The sequence below is a fragment of the Kitasatospora herbaricolor genome, from assembly GCF_030813695.1.
Taxonomy (GTDB): domain Bacteria; phylum Actinomycetota; class Actinomycetes; order Streptomycetales; family Streptomycetaceae; genus Kitasatospora; species Kitasatospora herbaricolor.
Genome location: NZ_JAUSVA010000002.1, coordinates 5034266 through 5051725, shown reverse-complemented (window position 1 = coordinate 5051725; position 17460 = coordinate 5034266). Strand labels below are relative to the sequence as shown.

Annotated in this window: 10 protein-coding genes; 4 read left to right on the top strand and 6 right to left on the bottom strand. The window is 71.2% G+C overall.

Annotated elements, in window-relative coordinates; genetic code table 11:
* Positions 1–134: 134 nt before the first annotated feature.
* A complete protein-coding gene (locus J2S46_RS22445) occupies positions 135–1604 on the top strand; it encodes a cytochrome P450 (protein WP_191292568.1) in 1470 nt (489 codons plus the stop codon).
* A 550-nt stretch (positions 1605–2154) separates the two neighbouring features.
* Positions 2155–5049 carry a galactose-binding domain-containing protein gene (locus tag J2S46_RS22440; protein ID WP_191292569.1) on the top strand — a complete coding sequence of 965 codons (2895 nt, stop codon included), beginning with the start codon at positions 2155–2157 and terminating at the stop codon, positions 5047–5049.
* Positions 5050–5251: 202 nt separating this feature from the next.
* Here J2S46_RS22440 and J2S46_RS22435 read toward each other — a convergent pair whose 3' ends face one another.
* On the bottom strand, positions 5252–6220 hold the full coding sequence (locus J2S46_RS22435) for a helix-turn-helix transcriptional regulator (protein ID WP_191292570.1): 969 nt from the start codon (positions 6218–6220) through the stop codon (positions 5252–5254).
* Between the two features lie 63 nt (positions 6221–6283).
* Here J2S46_RS22435 and J2S46_RS22430 point away from each other — a divergent pair, with 63 nt between their 5' ends.
* Both J2S46_RS22430 and J2S46_RS22425 read left to right on the top strand, forming a co-directional pair.
* The gene (locus J2S46_RS22430; RefSeq protein WP_191292571.1) at positions 6284–6763 is read left to right on the top strand and encodes a hypothetical protein; all 480 of its coding nucleotides are present in this window, start codon (positions 6284–6286) and stop codon (positions 6761–6763) included.
* Complete coding sequence (locus J2S46_RS22425; protein ID WP_229913121.1) at positions 6760–7314, top strand: hypothetical protein; 555 nt, start codon at positions 6760–6762, stop codon at positions 7312–7314. The genes J2S46_RS22430 and J2S46_RS22425 overlap by 4 nt, the downstream gene beginning before the upstream one ends.
* Here the strand turns inward: J2S46_RS22425 and J2S46_RS22420 are convergent.
* The 5 genes from J2S46_RS22420 to J2S46_RS22400 form a co-directional block, all read right to left on the bottom strand.
* Positions 7304–11569, bottom strand: a complete 4266-nt coding sequence (locus J2S46_RS22420; RefSeq protein ID WP_191292607.1) for a discoidin domain-containing protein — start codon at positions 11567–11569, stop codon at positions 7304–7306. The genes J2S46_RS22425 and J2S46_RS22420 overlap by 11 nt on opposite strands.
* Positions 11570–12172: 603 nt before the next feature.
* Positions 12173–13810 (bottom strand): glycoside hydrolase family 13 protein, encoded by a 1638-nt coding sequence (locus J2S46_RS22415; protein WP_191292572.1) that lies wholly within the window; start codon positions 13808–13810, stop codon positions 12173–12175.
* A gap of 136 nt (positions 13811–13946) precedes the next feature.
* Positions 13947–14816, bottom strand: coding sequence for a carbohydrate ABC transporter permease (locus J2S46_RS22410; protein ID WP_073925594.1), 870 nt, complete (start codon positions 14814–14816; stop codon positions 13947–13949).
* 35 nt (positions 14817–14851) lie between these two features.
* A complete protein-coding gene (locus tag J2S46_RS22405) occupies positions 14852–15829 on the bottom strand; it encodes a carbohydrate ABC transporter permease (protein WP_191292573.1) in 978 nt (325 codons plus the stop codon).
* A gap of 88 nt (positions 15830–15917) precedes the next feature.
* Positions 15918–17321, bottom strand: coding sequence for an extracellular solute-binding protein (locus J2S46_RS22400; RefSeq protein ID WP_191292574.1), 1404 nt, complete (start codon positions 17319–17321; stop codon positions 15918–15920).
* Positions 17322–17460 lie beyond the last annotated feature (139 nt).

Genomic DNA, 17460 nt, shown 5'->3' with positions numbered 1-17460 from the left:
CCACCGACTCCTTCCCGACCGCCGACCGCCGCACCATGGCCCCTTCGCACCGACCGCACCCGACGACCGCTCACGAGGACCGTCCACGGCGGCCGCCCGCTCGCCGACCGCCCCGCGCCGACCCCGGAGATACCGTGACCACCCCGTTCGCTGACGACGCCTCGCCCACCCCTCCGCCCGGCTGCCCCGCCCACGGCCTCCAGGCCGAGGGCCTGCGCCGGCTCTACGGCCCCGAGGCCGAGGCCGACCCGGCGGGCCTGTACGAGAAACTGCGCGCCGAACACGGCGAGGTGGCGCCCGTCCTGCTGCACGGCGACCTCCCCGCCTGGCTGATCCTCGGCCACTCCGCCAACCTCACCGCGATGCGCACCCCCTCCCGGTTCTCCCGGGACTCCCGGCGCTGGACGGCCTTCCAGCAGGGCCTGGTCGCCCCGGACTCCCCGCTGATGCCGGTGATCGCCTGGCAGCCGCTCTGCGTGTTCGCGGACGGCGAGGAGCACAAGCGCCTGCGCGGTGCGGTCACCGACAGCCTGAACCGCTTCGACCGGCGCGGGATCCGCCGCTACGTCACCCGCTTCACCGACCAGCTGATCCAGGACTTCGGGCCGGCCGGGCAGGCCGAACTGGTGGCGCAGTTCGCCGAGCACCTGCCGATGCTGGTGATGACCCAGGTGGTCGGCATGCCCGAGGAGTACGGGCCCCGGCTGGTGGAGGCCGCCCGGGACCTGATGAAGGGCACCGAGACGGCCATCGCGAGCAACGACTACGTGGTGGCGACCCTGCGCCGGATGATGGAGCGCAAGCGGGTCGCCCCCGGCGCCGACCTGGTGTCCTGGCTGATGCAGCACGACGCCGGGCTCACCGACGACGAGGTGCTGGAGCACCTGCGGGTGGTGCTGCTCGCCGCCAACGAGACTACCGTCAACCTGATCGCCGACACCCTCAAGCTGGTCCTCACCGACCGGCGGTTCCGCGCCCACCTGTCCGGCGGCCACATGACCCTGCCGGACGCGCTGGACCAGGTGCTCTGGGACACCGCGCCGATGTCCGTGGTCGCCGGCCGCTGGGCCACCGGCGACACCGAGCTCGGTGGCCGGCAGATCAAGACCGGCGACATGCTCCTGCTCGGCCTCGCCGCGGGCAACGTGGACCCGGTCGTCCGCCCCGACCTGTCGACCCCGCTCTACGGCAACCGCTCCCACCTCGCCTTCGGCGGCGGGCCGCACGAGTGCCCGGGCCAGGACATCGGCCGGGCCATCGCCGAGACCGGCATCGACATCCTGCTGACCCGGCTGCCGGACCTCCAGCTCGCCGTTCCCGAGGAGGAACTGACCTGGACCTCGGCGTGGCTCTCCCGGCATCTCGCCGGGCTGCCGGTGCGCTTCACCCCCCGGCCGCGCGGCGACGGGGAGACCGGGACGGTCGGCGGGGCCGTCCCCGGCACGGCGCCGGCCACCCCGGCCACCCCGGCCACCGCCGTGCCGGCGCAGTCCGTTGCGCCGCTCGCGGCCCAGGCTCAGGCTCAGGCTCAGGCTCAGGCCGTGACCATCCCCCGGCAGCGGCGCAGCTGGTGGAGCACCCTGACCGGACGCTTCCGGCGCTGACCGGAAGCGTGGCACGCCGAACGGCCCGACCCCTCAGGGGCGGGCCGTTCGGCTTTTTGCCCGGGGCGGACGCCTCCCCCGTACCCCTCCGCCCCGCGCACGGCCGCCGGCCAGGTCCGCACCGACCACGTCCGCACCCGCACCGCGTGCACCGGCACCGCGCCCCCGCACCACGCGCCCTGCCGCACGCGCGCCGTACCGCCCGCACGGGCCGGTCCGCGCTTTCCGGCTGACGCTTCGTCGGTTCCCTCGCGAGGCGACCGGGGCGGCCTCCGGCGCCCCTGCTTCCTCATGGGTTCACATCGCCAATCCCATGACGATGAACGAAACTTGCGTTGTTAGTGTCAGATTTTTGCTCTTTCATATGGACTTCATGCGACGCCGCCCATAGTCTCTCCTCGCTCGGCGGAAACCACCGCGCCACGCACTCGAAGCCTCTGCGCAACACCGAACCTGCGCAGCGCCGCAGAGTCCCACCGGTGCCGACTGCCCAGCCGCCTGGTCCCCACCCCTGGTCCACCCCCACGACCGGCAAGGATGTGCAAACACCATGCAGTCACCACCCGTTCGCAGACTACGGAGCAGCGTCGCCGCGCTGACCGCGGTCGCCCTCGGCAGCGCCGGCCTGTTCACGGCCGCCGTCGTCGGCTCCGCCACCCCGGCCAGCGCCGCCGGAGTCCCCACGCTGTCCCCGCTGAGCGTCTCCGGGCGGGGCGCCACCGTCCCGTTCAAGGAGCAGGAGGCCGAGTACGCGGCCACCAACGGGTCGGTGATCGGCCCCGACCGGCTCTACGGGCACCTGCCCTCGGAGGCCTCCGGCCGGCAGGCCGTGACCCTCAGCTCGGTCGGCCAGTACGTGGAGTTCACCCTCTCCGCGCCGGCCAACTCGATCGACTTCCGCTACAGCCTGCCGGACACCGCGGACGGCAAGGGCCGGGACGCCTCGATGGACCTGCTGGTCAACGGCAGCAAGCTGAAGAGCGTGGACGTCACCTCGAAGTACAGCTGGTACTACGGCGGTTACCCGTTCAACAACAACCCGGGTGACACCAACCCGCACCACTTCTACGACGAGACCCGCACCATGTTCGGGTCCACCTACCCGGCCGGGACCAAGATCCGCCTCCAGGTCTCCTCGACCGTGCAGTCCCCCAGCTTCACCATCGACCTGGCCGACTTCGAGCAGGTCGGCGCACCGATCGCCAAGCCGGCCGGGGCCCTCGACGTGGTCGCCGACTTCGGCGCCGACCCCACCGGCGCGACCGACTCGACCGCCAAGTTCCAGGCCGCGGTCAACGCCGGCCAGGCGCAGGGCAGGACCGTCTTCATCCCGCAGGGCACGTTCACCCTCTACGACCACGTCGTGGTCGACGGGGTCACCCTGGCCGGAGCCGGCCCCTGGTACAGCGTGCTCGGCGGACGCGACCCGAACAACCGCCAGAAGGCGGCCGGGATCTACGGCAAGTACGTCGGCCAGGGCGGCCCGAGCCAGAACGTCAACCTCAAGGACTTCGCCATCATCGGCGACATCCGCGAGCGGGTCGACGAGGACCAGGTCAACGCCGTCGGCGGCGCCATGTCCAACTCCACGCTGGACAACCTGTGGCTGCAGCACACCAAGGTCGGCGCCTGGATGGACGGTCCGATGGACCGCTTCACCATCAAGAACAGCCGCATCCTGGACCAGACGGCCGACGGCGTGAACTTCCACACCGGCGTGACCAACTCGACCGTCACCAACACCTTCGTCCGCAACACCGGCGACGACGGCCTGGCCTCCTGGCCCGAGCGGGTGCCGAACGTCAACGACAGCTTCACCCACAACACCGTGGTGCTGCCGATCCTGGCGAACAACATCGTCACCTACGGCGGCAAGGACTTCACCATCTCCGACAACGTCATGTCGGACACCATCAGCAACGGCGGCGGCCTGCACATCGCCAACCGCTACCCCGGGGTCAACTCCGGTAGCGGTACCGCCGTCGCGGGCACCATCACAGCCGCCCGCAACACCCTGATCCGCACCGGCAACAGTGACTTCAACTGGCAGTTCGGCGTCGGCGCGATCTGGTTCGACGGCCTGAACGAGCCGATCGCCGGTGCCACCATCAACATCACCGACACCGACATCCTGGACAGCTCCTACGAGGCCGTCCAGACCATCGACGGCTCCTCCAGCGGCATCAACTTCACCAACGTGAACATCGACGGCGCCGGCACCTACGCCATCCAGGCCCAGGCCAACGCCAACATGAAGTTCACCAACGTGAAGGCGAAGAACATCGCCCAGGCGGCCACCCCGATCCACAACTGCGTCGGCAGCGGCTTCGTGATCGTCGACGGCGGCGGCAACTCCGGCTGGAACAACGGCACCACCTGCAGCGGCACCTGGCCCACCCCGCAGTGGACCTACGGCGGCCAGCCGTCCACCGGCGGCGGCACCTCCTCGCCGAGCCCGTCCCCGTCGCCCAGCACGCCGACCACCCCGCCGGCCAGCCCCTCCCCGTCGCCCACCACCCCGACCACGCCGCCGGCCTGCAACCCGGGCACCGGCAACCTGGCCCAGGGCAAGTCGGCCACCGCCACCAGCACCAACCAGACCTACACCGCCGCCAACGCGGTGGACGGCAACGCCGCCAGCTACTGGGAGAGCGCCAACAACGCCTTCCCGCAGTCGATCACCGTCGACCTGTGCGCCGTCACCGCCGTCAGCAGTGTCACCGCCAAGCTCCCGGCCGGCTGGGAGACCCGCACCGAGACCCTGGCCGTCCAGGGCTCCACCGACGGCGTCTCGTTCGGCAACCTGTCCGGCGCGGCCGGCTACACCTTCAACCCGGCCACCGGCAACAGCGTGACCATCGGGTTCGCCCAGGCCGACACCCGCTACGTCCGGGTCACGGTCACCGGGAACACCGGCTGGCCCGCCGCCCAGCTCTCCGAGCTGGAGGTCCGCGCCACCGGCGGCCCGACCGGCACCCCCACCACCACCCCGCCCACCACCACCCCGCCGACCACGCCCCCGGCCGGCACCAACCTGCTCGCGGGCAAGTCCCTGACGGCGACCAGCACGGTGGACGTCTACGGCGCGAACAAGGCGAACGACGGTGACGCGAACAGCTACTGGGAGAGCGCCGCGAACGCCTTCCCGCAGTCGCTGACCGCCGACCTCGGCGCCTCGACCGCCGTGGGCCGCCTCGTCCTGAAACTGCCCCCGGCCACCGCCTGGGCCACCCGCACCGAGACCCTGAGCGTGCTCGCCAGCACCGACGGCACCAACTGGACCACGGTGAAGGCCTCGGCCGGCTACACCTTCAACCCGGCCACCGGCAACACGGTGACCATCACCGTGCCCGGCACCACCGCCCGGTACCTGAAGCTCTCGTTCACCGGGAACACCGGGTGGGCCGCCGCGCAGCTCTCCGAGTTCGAGGCCTACACCTCCTGACCCGGACCGCCCCACGAACCTCCGGGGCCCGCCTTCCCAAGGCCCCGGAGCCCCCACCGATGCCCCTCCGACCCGCCCCTCGCGGGCCGGAGGGGCTTCGGCCCGTTCCCGGTGCGGGCGGTGCGCCGACGGCGGCCCGGGCGCTGCCCGGCGAGCCGCTCCCCGACCCGAGCGCTGCCCGGCGAGCCGCTCCCCGACCCGGTCACGGCGCCGCCGCCGGCCCGGTGTGCAGGGCGGCGATCGCGCGGGCCGCGCCGGCCATCCTGGCCCGCAGCTCCGCCGGTGCCAGGACTTCGACCTCGGGGCCCAGGGCGAGGTACTCGCGGCAGGCGTGGTCCGGCGACTCGATCGGGAGGACCGCGCGGGTCCAGCCGTCCGGCTGGAGCTCGCCGGTGTCCCGCAGGGCCCGGGCGGCCGGGCCGCTCAGGCGGGCCGCGCCGGCGGGCGACAGCCGGACGACGGCGTCCGCGGTGTGCAGCCGGGCGTGGAACTCCGTCTGGTGGGCCTGCCAGTAGGCGGCCAGGTCGAAGCCCTCGGGCACCGGGAAGCCGCCCTCCAGCCGCTGGAGTCCGAGGATCTGGTCGACCCGGTAGACCCGCGGGCCGGGCGCCGCGACCAGATACCAGCGGCCGGCCTTGAGCACCAGCCCGTACGGCTCCAGCCGCCGGTCCACCTCGGTGGGCTCCTTCCAGCGGCGGTAGCGCAGGCGCAGCACGTGACCGTGCCAGACCGCCTCGGCGACCGCCGGCAGGAACGGGACCGGCTCGGCCCGCGCGTACCAGCCGGGCGCGTCGAGGTGGAACCGCGCCTGGATCCGTCCGGCCTGCTCGCGCAGCGCGGGCGGCAGCGCGGCGCGGACCTTCAGCTGGGCCGCGGCCAGGACGGCGCCGAGGCCGAGTTCGGCCGCCGGGCCGGGTACGCCGGAGAGGAAGAGCGCCTCCGCCTCCGCCGGGTTGAGGCCGGTGAGGCGGGTGCGGTAGCCGTCGAGCAGCTGGTAGCCGCCGCGGTGCCCGGCGTCGCCGTACAGCGGGACGCCGGCCGCGTGCAGGGCCTCGGTGTCCCGGTAGACCGTCCGGACCGAGACCTCCAGCTCGGCGGCGAGCTCGGCGGCGGTCATCCGGCCACGGGTCTGGAGCAGCAGCAGGATCGAGAGCAGTCGGCTGGCGCGCATGGAGGGGATTCTCCGGCACTTCCCTGACAGAAGGTGTCAGTGGAGCGCCCCTAGCGTGCCGTCATGGCTTTCGAGGAGAAGTTCCTGTGGACCCCGCCCCCGATCGAGGTGGGCGGGCGCCGCTTCAAGCGCTACCACGTCAGCGCCGATCCGGCGGGCATCGCGCCCGAGGTCGAGCGGGCGGCCTACGCCGTGCTGCCCGAGTTGCTGCCCGAGCCGGACGGCACGCCGCCGGCCGGCTTCCTGGTGCTGCACCGCGGGGGCGACACCGGCGCCTACCTGAACGCCTACACCTGGGTGTGGGACAACGTGCTGCACTTCGGCGGGGCGGCGGCGGGCCAGCCGGTGCTGGACTGCCCCGACCTGGACCCGACGCACTTCCGGGTGCAGACCCGGCCGTGGATCGGCTGCGTGTGGGAGCTGCCGCCGATCAGCCACGAGCGGGAGGCATGGGTGCGGCACGTGCTCGCCCCGGCCCGGCCGGACCTGGACGCCTACCTGGCCGACTCGCCGGCCGAGGGCAGCACGGGAGGGCGGGCGTGAGCGGCTTCGACTTCCTGGTCGGGGAGTGGGACGTGGCCAACCGCCGGCTGCGGGACTTCCTGGACCCGGGGAGCGGGTGGCAGCGGTTCGGGGCGACCAGCCGCTGCTGGAGCCTGTTCGACGGGGCGGCGAACGTCGACGAGATGGACTGTCCGGACCAGGGCTTCAAGGGCCTGACCCTGCGACTCCTCGACCGGCGGTCCGAGGAGTGGGCCCTGCACTGGTCCACCGGCGGGTCGGGTCGGCTGGACGAGCCGGTGCGGGGGCGCTTCGGGGCGCACGGCACCGGCGAGTTCCACGGCGCGGACACGTACGCGGGCACGGGGGTGCGCGTGCGGTACCGCTGGTCGGGGATCGGCGACCGGACCGCCCGGTGGGAGCAGGCCTTCGCGGTGGACGGCGGCGAGGGCTGGCTGACCAACTGGGTCATGGAGTTCAGCCGCCGGGGCCGAGGACCGGCGGGCGGTGCCCGGCACGGCGGTGCCGCCGGGAGGCTGTGGCCTCCCGGCGGCACCGGGTCTGCTGACTACCCTGCGAACACTACGGGTTGACGTTGATCGTGAACGTCGAGGTGGTGTTCTTGATGTTCTGGAAGTTGTTGCTCATCCGGAGGTTGTTGAAGGTCACCGAGCCGACCGCCGGGCCCTGGCCCGCCTCGGCCGCCTCGTTCGCCCAGACCCCGATGCCGGACTTGGCGTCGAAGGCGTCGCCGCTCTTCTGGGCCCCGGTGATCGAGATGTTGGTGAAGACGGTGTCGGTGATCGGGTTCTGCGGCTGGCCGCCGGAGTAGTTCGTCTGGAACATGATGCCGTGGTAGGTCGGGTCGACGATGTCGACGTCACTCACCCGGATGCCCTGGAACACCTTGGAGGCCGAGAAGACCCAGATGCCGCCGAAGGTCTGCGACCCCCAGAAGTGGCCGCCGGCCCGGACGATGGAGATGTTCTGCAGGTTGGTCGGGATGGTGCCGAAGCCGTTCATGGCGTACCCGAAGTCCAGCGAGCTGATGGTGATGCCCGAGTAGACCAGGGAGTCCGCGATGTAGATGTTGCGGAAGGTGTTGTCGTACCCGCCGTAGACCGCGACACCGGCCGCGCGCCAGGTGAGGATGGTGCTGAGGTTCTCGAAGATGTTGTTCTTCTCGTCCGCGCCGCCGGCGTCGATGGCGGAGAACAGCGCGAAGCTGTCGTCACCGGTCGAGCGGGCCTCGTTGTTGCTGACGAGGTTGTCGGTGCTGCCGTTGGTCATGTTGATGCCGTCGGCGAAGGTGTCACGGATCCGCGAGTTCTTGATCACCATGGAGTCGGTGTTGGCACCCCAGTACATGCAGATCATGTGCTCGATCCAGATGTTGTCGATCGTGATGCCCGAGACGTTCGCGAAGTCGAACACCTTCCCGGGGCCGTCGATCCGGGAGGTGTAGTTCCCGAAGTAGCCGAACCCGGAGAAGGTGGAGCCGTTGGCCGTCGACTGGGCGCGGAAGCCCACGTCCGTGTTGGACTGGTCGGTCGGCGCGTAGAAGCGGGTGAACCAGGGGCCCGCCCCGACGACCTTCACGGCCTTGCCGTAGACCTGGAACTTGTTCGCGGTCTGGTAGTCACCGGCCGGCAGGTAGACGCCCACCAGGGTGCCGGTGGTGTCCATCCGGACCTTGTCCAGGGCGGCCTGCACGTCGCCCTGCGCGAAGCCGGTCGGCACCACGTACTTGGCCGGGTCCGGGTTGGGGATCGCGGTGGCCTGCTCCAGGCTCACGAAGTCGATCGCGTAGTTGGTGGTGTTGGCGGTGTCCTTCTGCAGCTTGATCTTGCTGCCGGCCGGGACGGTCGTCCCGAGCAGGATGTTCGCCTCGTCGTAGATGTGGCGCGGGCCGCCCGCACCCGGCGAGTTGCCGGGGCCGGTCTCGTTGCCGTACAGCCACGCGTACTTGGAGGTCAGGTCGATGGCCTTGAGGAAGCTGCCGTTGACGTAGACGTTCAGCGTGGAGTTGATGCCGTCGCCGCCGGCCGCGTCCGGGATGGAGAACCGGGTGACCAGCGTGTTGGTGCTGGCCTTGGTGGTGAACTCCACCGAGCTGCCGGTGGAGTTGAGGGTGACGGCCTTGCGGCCGGACGCCTCGCCGGCCAGGTCGCCGACCGTGCGGTTCGGGCCGACCACGGCCGCGCCGCCGCCGAGGACGCCGTCCTCCGCCTCGTACGTGTCGTACGGCATGTTGGCGCCGCGGCCGACGTACAGGGGCTGGCTGCTGGTGTTGTTGGCCTGCTTGACCGGCAGCTCGTTGGCGTCGGTGGCGATGACCGTCTTCACGGTGTACTTGCCGTTGCCGGCGGTCCAACTGCCCAGGTTCACCGGGGTGCTGGTGGCGCCGGGGGTGATGGCACCGGTGTAGGAGCCGGTCAGGGTCTTCACCACGCTGCCGGTGGTGGCGTCCGCGACGGTCAGGGTGACGCTGTGCGCACCGCCAGCCGAGGCGACCGTGCCCTGGTTCTTGATCGCCGCCGTGAAGGTGACGTTGTTGCCGGCCGCCGGGTTGCCCGGGGTCCAGCTGACCGGCGCGGCGACCAGGTCCGAGCTGGCGACCTGGGCGATCACCAGCGCGGCCGGGTTGGTGTAGGTGTTGTTGGTCTCGTCCTGCTCGATGACGGCGTTGGCCTCGTCGACCTTGGCGATCACCTGGTAGCTGCCGGCGTTCTGCAGGCCTGCGGAGACCGAGACGGTGCTGGACGCGCCCGCGGCCAGCACGCCGACCTGGGCGGTGCCGACCTTGGTGGCGCCGAGGTACAGGTTGACGCTGGTCGCGCCGGAGGCCGCGGTGCCGTTGTTCTTCACGGTGGCGGACAGCGTGACCGGGTCGGTCTCGACCGGCGAGGCGGGCGAGGCCGAGGTGGCGGTGACCAGGAGGTCCGGGTTCGGCGCCGGGGTGCCGATCACCTGGAACTCGGCGACCTGGCCGGCCGAGGAGCCCGAGTTGGCGGTGATCTTCAGCTGGACGTCGGCCACCGTGGCGGACACCGGGATGGTCACCGTGTTGCCGGAGGCCGGGTCGAAGGTGTACGACTTCGCCGCCGAGATGCTGGTGAAGCCGCTCGCGCTCTGCTCGCGGCCGAGCACCTCGATGGTCTGGGTCCGGGTGGCCCAGGCGGCCGCCGGGTTGAGCTTGACCACGACCGAGTTCACGACCGCGTTCGAACCCAGCTGGGTGGTCAGGGTGTTGGGGTAGCTGCCGCCCGCACCCTCCCAGTAGGTCGCGGTGTCGTTGTCGTTGGCGTTCGCCGCGACGAAGGTGAAGACGCTGGAGTTGGCCGAGATCGGCTTGCCGCCGGCCAGGTTGGTGCCGCCGCCACCGCCGCTGCCGGCCCGCACCACCGTGTTGCTGCTGGCGGACTGGTTGCCGGCCGCGTCCTTCGCCTTGACGAAGTACGAGACGGTCGCGGTGTCGGGCTGGCTGTCCGTGTAGGTCAGCACGTTGCCCGCCAGGCTGCCGCGCAGGGCGCCGTTGGCGTACACGTCGTAGCCGGTCACGCCCACGTTGTCGGCGGACGCGCCCCAGGTCAGCTTGACCTGGCCGGAGGCCGGCTGGGTGAACGCCAGGGTGGCGGGCGCGGACGGCGCCTGGGTGTCGCCGGAGGCGCCCGTGCGGGTGACGGTGTTGCTGCTGGCGGACTGGTTGCCGGCCGCGTCCTTCGCCTTCACGAAGTACGAGACGGTGGCGCTGTCCGGGCGGCTGTCCGTGTAGGTCAGGACGTTGCCCGCGACACTGCTGACCAGCGTGTTGTCGGCGTAGATGTCGTAGCCGGTGACACCGGTGTTGTCGCTCGCGGCGTTCCAGGTCAGCTTGATCTGGCCGGAGGCCGGCTGGGTGTACGCCAGGCCCGAGGGCGCGGTCGGCGCCTGGGTGTCGCCGGTGGCCGGGCCGTAGACCTCGAACTCGGAGAGCTGGGCGGCCGGCCAGGCGGTGTTCGCGGTGACCTTCAGCCGGACGAACCGGGTCGTGGTGGTGTTCAGGTTGAGCGTCACCGTGTTGCCGGACGCCGGGTTGAACACGTAGGCGGCGGAGGCCACCAGGTCCGAGAAGGTGGTGCCGTCGGTGCTGGTCTGCACGGTCAGCGTCTGGGTGCGGGTCTCCCAGCCGGTGGGCAGCTTCAGCACCAGCTTGTTGACCGGCACGGCCGAGCCGAGGTCGGCCTGGATCCACTGCGGGAGCACGTTGTTCGCGCTCTCCCAGTAACTGCCCTGGTTGCCGTCGTTGGCGTTGGCCGCGGTGTAGCTCTGCGAGGTGCTGCTGGACGAGAGGGTCCGGCCCAGCGCCAGGTTGCCGCTGGTGCTGGTGGTGCCGTGCACCTCCAGCTCGGAGATCTGGGCGGCCGGCCAGCCGGTGTTGGCCGAGATGGCCAGCCGGACGAAGCGGGTGTTGGTCGCCGGGAAGGAGATCTTCACGGTGTTGCTGTTGCCCGGGCTGAAGGAGTACGTCGCCGAGCTCGTGATGGTGGTGAAGCTGGTGCCGTCGGCGCTGCCCTGGACGGCGAGCGTCTCGGTGCGCGTCTCCCAGCCGCCTGGGAGCTTCAGCACGAGCTCGTCGATGCTGGTGCTGCTGCCGAGGTCGACCTGGACCCACTGCGGAAGCGCGTTGTTGCTGCTCTCCCAGTAGGAGTTCTGGTCACCGTCGTTGATGTAGCCGGCGGCCCGGCCGTCGGTCGCGCTGCTGGCGGAGGCGGCCTTGCCGGCCGCCAGGTTGGGGCCGCCCGCGGCGTGCGCGGGCAGGAGCGGGCCGGCGACGATCAGCAGGCTGGCCGAGGCCAGCGCGGCCATCAGCCGGGGAATGGGAGCTGTCGATCTCACTGGGGGACCTCTGGATCTCGTCAGGATGACAGGGTGGGGGGCGAGTGGGCCCGTGGTGGCGGGCCCGCTCGGGTGCCGATCCGTGAGTGCCGTCCGGTGCGGTCCGGGCACGGGGAGGCCCGGGCGTCCGGCGGCGTGAGGGACGTCCTGGAGGTGGTGCGCGAGCCGAGATCATCTGGAGCCTCCGGGGAGGGGCCGACGTACTCATGGCGGGGCGGCGGCACGCCGACGGGGGAGACGGCGCGGTGATGCGGCAGCGCGGCGAAGCGGCCGGTGCGGCGCCCGGGGAGGGGCGGCGGCACGGCGGTGCGTCGGTGCGGCGGGTGCGGTGCGGCGGTGCGGGCGGTACGGCGGAGCGGCGGTACGGCGAGCAGCAGGGCGGCAGGGCGGTGGCGCAGCAGGGCGGCCGGACGACGGTACGGATGCGGAGGGGGTGGGCGTGCGGGCGGGGAGGAGCCGCGCCGTCCCCCCTCAAGGACGACGCGGCCTACGGCGGGCGGCGGCGCTGTCAGGCGGCGCTGCACCCACCGCGTACGCGGTGCCGGCCGGGCCTGCCCCGCGCAGGCCGGCCGTTCACGCCCCGCGCAGCCAGACGGCGGTGTCCGCCGGGAGCAGGCCGTCCGGGAGCGGGCCGCTGGCCAGCAGGACGGTGGCGCCGGCGGGCAGCGGTGCCGGGTCCGGGGAGAGGTTGACCACGCAACTGAAGCCGGTGCCCCGGCGGAAGGCCAGCACGCCGGCGTCGCCCGCGAGCCACTCGAACTTGTCGCCGCGCAGGCCGGCCTCGGCCTGCCGGACGGCCAGCGCCGTGCGGTACAGCGCGAGCATCGAGCCCGGGTCGGCGGCCTGCGCCTCGACGGTGAGCGCCGCCCAGTCGGCGGGCTGCGGCAGCCAGGGCTCGACGCCGGCCGGCGAGAAGCCGTACGGCGCCTCGGTGCCCGCCCACGGCAGCGGGACGCGGCAGCCGTCGCGGCCGGGATCGGTGCCGCCGGAGCGCAGGTGCATCGGGTCCTGGAGCCGCTCGACCGGCAGGTCCTCGACCTCGGGCAGGCCGAGCTCCTCACCCTGGTAGAGGTAGACCGCGCCGGGCAGCGCCAGCGAGAGCAGCGCCGCCGCCCGGGCCCGGCGCAGGCCCAGCTCCAGGTCGGTGGGGGTGCCGAAGGCCTTGGTGGCGAAGTCGAAGCGGGTGTCGCGGCGGCCGTAGCGGGTGACCGTCCGGGTGACGTCGTGGTTGCAGAGTACCCAGGTGGCCGGCGCGCCGACCGGGGCGTGCAGGGCCAGCGTGGAGTCGATGGAGGCGCGCAGGCCCTCGGCGTCCCAGGGCCGGGCCAGGAAGTCGAAGTTGAAGGCGGTGTGCAGCTCGTCCGGGCGCAGGTAGCGGGCGAACCGCTCGGCGTCGGGCAGCCAGACCTCGCCGATCAGGATCCGGGTGCCGGAGTAGGAGTCGGCGATCGCCCGCCAGCTGCGGTAGATCTCGTGCAGCTCCTCAAGATCGGCGTACGGGTGCGGGTCGACGTCCTTGACGAAGTCGGGCAGTGCCGGGTCCTTGGCGAGCAGCGCCGCGGAGTCGATCCGCACCCCCGCCGCGCCGCGGTCGAACCAGAACCGCAGGATCGACTCGTGCTCGTGGCGGACCTGCGGGTGCGCCCAGTTGAGGTCGGGCTGCTGGACGGCGAACAGGTGCAGGTACCAGTCGCCGGGCGTGCCGTCGGGGTTGGTGGTGCGGGTCCACGGGCAGCCGCCGAACTCGGACACCCAGTCGTTGGGCGGCAGTTCGCCGGCGGGGCCGCGACCGGGGCGGAAGTGGAACAGTTCACGCTCCGGGCTGCCCGGCTCCGCCGCCAGCGCCTCCTTGAACCAGGGGTGTTCGGAGGAGACGTGGTTGGGGACGATGTCGACGATGGTGCGGATGCCGAGACCGAGCGCCTCGTCGATCAGCTTCTCGGCCTCGTCCAGGGTGCCGAACAGCGGGTCGACGTCGCGGTAGTCGGCCACGTCGTAGCCGCCGTCGGCCATCGGGGACGGGTACCACGGGTTGAACCAGATGGCGTCGACGCCGAGTTCGGCGAGGTACGGGAGGCGGGAGCGGACCCCGGCCAGGTCTCCGGTGCCGTCGCCGTTCCCGTCGGCGAAGCTGCGCGGGTAGACCTGGTAGATCGCCGCGTCGCGCCACCAGTCCGACTGCTCGGACGGGTGCCTGGAGTTCTGTCCCACGGTGGGGGGTCCTTTCGACCGGAAGCGGAGACGAGCGTGAAGCAGGGACGAGCGAGGTGGCACGGGCCGCCGGCCCGCTCGCGGGGATGGCCGGCGGGGCCGGCGGCCGGGCCGGCGGGGCACTGCTCCCGGCCGGTCAGCCCTTGAGGCCGCCGGAGGTCAGGCCGGACATGATGCTGCGCTGGAAGACCAGGAAGAAGAGGATGGTCGGCGCCGAGGCGATGGCCAGCGCGGCGATGATGACGTTCTGCGGGACACCGGTGGCGAGCGACCTGATGCCGATGTTGAGCGTCTGGTCGGCCGGGTTCGGCTGGACCAGCATCGGCCAGAGGAAGTCCTTCCAGACGTTCACCACGGCGAAGATGGACACCACGCCGAGGATCGGCTTGGACATCGGCAGCACGATCGAGCGCAGGGTGCGCAGCGGGGAGGCGCCGTCGATGGCGGCGGCTGCCAGCAGGTCCTGCGGGATCGAGTCGAAGAAGCGCTTCAGCAGGAAGATGTTGAAGGCGTTGGCGACGGTCGGCAGCCAGATCGCCCAGGGGGTGCTGATCAGGTTCAGGTGCAGCAGCGGCAGGTCCAGCACGGTCAGGTACTGCGGCACGATCAGCACCGCCGACGGGATCATCAGGGTGGCGAGCATCATGCCGAGGATGACGTTTCCGAGCACCGGCCGCAGCTTGGAGAGCGAGTAGGCGGCGGCGACGTCGAAGACCAGCTGGAAGGCGAGCGCCCCGAAGGCGTAGTAGACGGTGTTGAAGAGCAGCCGGCCGATCTTGAGCTCGCGCCAGGCGGTGGCGTAGGTGCCCCAGTGGATCTCCGACGGGAAGAGCGTCGGCGGGCTCTGGATCACCTCCTGGGTGGACTTCAGGCCACCGGTCACCAGCCAGTACAGCGGGCCGATGAAGACCAGGGTGAAGACGACCACCACGACGGTCAGGACCGTCCAGTAGACGGCCTTCCCGAGCGGCCGGTTGAGCTGGGTCTGCGGGACGATCGTCCGCATCTGCGGTTCTTTGGCTGCCACGGTCGGCTCCCTTCCTAGTCGTTGTCGCTGTTGCGGCTCAGCCGCGAGTACAGGGCGGAGAATCCGGCGAGCACCACCAGCATCACCAGGCCGAGGGCCGAGGCGACGCCGTAGTTGTTGCCGCCGAGGTCGAAGGCGTACTCGTAGACCAGGTAGACGACCGTCATGGTCGAGTTCTGCGGTCCGTTGCCGCCGGTCAGCAGGAACGGCTCGACGAAGACCTGCATGGTCGCGACGATCTGCAGCAGCAGGAGCAGCGACAGGATCAGCCTGGTCTGCGGGATGGTCACGTGCCAGAGCTTGCGCAGCAGGCCGGCGCCGTCCAGGTCGGCCGCCTCGTAGAGCTCGCCGGGGATGCCCTGCAGGGCCGCGAGGTAGATCAGCGTGGCGCCGCCCATGTTCATCCAGGTGGCCGCGATCACCACCGAGACCATCGCGGTGTCGGGGGAGTTGAGCCAGGCCGAGGTGGGCAGGTGCAGCGTCCTCAGGATGTCGTTGAAGAGGCCGTAGTCCGGGTTGTAGAAGTACTTGAAGAGCAGCACCGCCGCGACCGGCGGCATCATCACCGGCAGGTACACCAGGATCCGCAGGTAGGCCTTGGCGTGCCGCAGTTCGTTGAGCAGCACCGCGACGAAGAACGGCAGGGCGAAGCCGAGCACCAGCGCGAGCAGCGTGAACAGGAAGGTGTTCCGCCAGGCGTGCCAGAAGTCCGGGTCGTCGAAGATCCGCCGCAGGTTGTCGAAGCCCACCCAGGTCGTCCTGCCCCGCTTGGTCTTCTGGAAGCTCATGACGACTTCGCGGACCATCGGGTACCAGGTGAAGAAGCCGAAGCACACCAGGGCCCCGAACAGGAAGCCGTGCGCCGACAGGTTGCGGCGGACCTTCTGGCCGAGTCCCGAACGCTCCCGGCCACCGGCGCCGCGCCCGGCGGAGCCGCTGCCCGCCGGCGCGGACCGGCGGTTGGTCTTGTAGGGGGAGATGGTCCCGGCCATCGGTTCTCCTGGTGTGCTTGCTGTACAGGCTGGTCGGACGGTTGCCAGGGGTACGGGGGCCGGCCGGTCGGCCGGCCCCCGTCCGCTGCTACTGGAGGCTGGAGAGGACCTGGTTGGCCTGGCTCTCGGCGTCGGTGAGCAGCTTGGCGATGTCCGCGTTCTTGTCGGTCAGCACGGCGGAGACGGCGGCGTCCAGCACCTTGTACAGCTGCTGGGCGTTGGCCGGCTCGGTCTTGCCGGGCACCGGGGTCGAGACGTACGGCGCGTAGTTCTGCACCGGGACGGTCGCGCTGGCGGCCTTGGCGGTGTTGTCGGCCGCGAGCGAGGCGCCGCCGAAGAAGCTGGGCTGCGGGATGCCGACCGGCAGGCCGTCGGTCTTGTTGCGGGAGTAGTCGAACTGACCCTTGCCCATGGTGAGGTACTTGAAGTTGACCCAGGCGACGCCGGCCTTGATCTGGTCCGGGGTGGAGCCCTTCTTGAAGAAGCGGCCGTCACCGCCGAGCAGCGCGGACTTGCCGCCCGGCATCGGGCCCATGCCGTAGTCCTCGTAGTTGCCCTTGAGGGTCTGCACCATGTACGTGATGTCGTCCGGCGCGCCGACGTACATGCCGAGCTTGTCGGTGGAGGTCTGCGTCATCAGGTCCGGCCACTTCAGGCCCTGGGTGGCGCCCATGGTGTTGTCGGTCCAGCGCATGTCGTACAGGTTCTGCAGGACCTGCTTGCCCTCGGCGCTGTTGAAGGCGACCTTCTTGCCGTCGTCGGAGAGCATCTTCCCGCCGAGGCCGTACAGCTCGGCGGTGAAGTGCCAGCCGCCCTGGTTGGTGGCGCTGTAGTCGCCGTAGCCGTTGACGCCGTTGCCGAGCGCGGCGATCTTCTTCGCGTCCTCGCGGATCTCGGCCCAGGTGGTCGGCGGCTTGTCCGGGTCCAGACCGGCCTGCTTGAAGAGCTTGCGGTTGTAGATCAGGCCCATCTTGTAGTTGGTGACCGGCAGACCGTAGAGCTTGCCGTCGGCGTCCTTGAGGGTGCTGAGCACCGACGGGTCGATGTCCTTGAGCGCGGGGACGGTCTTCTCGTTGACGTACGCCGAGATGTCCTGCGCGCCGCCCGCGTCGAGGATCTGGTTGGTGTCGGTGAAGTACGCGTAGAAGAGGTCGGGCTGGGTCTTGCCGGCGAGCTGCGCGGTGAACTTCGCGGGCTCCTCGCACGGCGAGCCGTCGGTGGCCTTGATCGTGACGTTCGGGTAGATCTTGTTGAACGCCGCGATGTCGTCGTCCCACTGCTTGCGCTCGGCGGGCTTGGTGGTCGGCGGCTGGCAGTCGGCGGTGATGGTGACCTTGGTGGCCGGGTCCAGCGGGGCCGCGGCGTCGCTCGCCTTGCCGTTGTCGCCGGACGACGAACCGCCGCCGGAGCTGCTGCACGCGGCGGCCGAGAACGCCAGGCCGGCGACGACGACCGCGACGGCCGATCTGTGGAGAAGCCCGTTTGTCTTCATGTTCGGGTGGACCCTTCTACAAGCACGGTGGGCACGGTCGGCGCTCGGGGCGCAGGAGAGCCCATGTGGTTCCGGTGGGGGCCGCCCCGTCCTGCGGACGGTGCGGGGACGTGCGACGTGCGGGAGGTGATGCACCAGG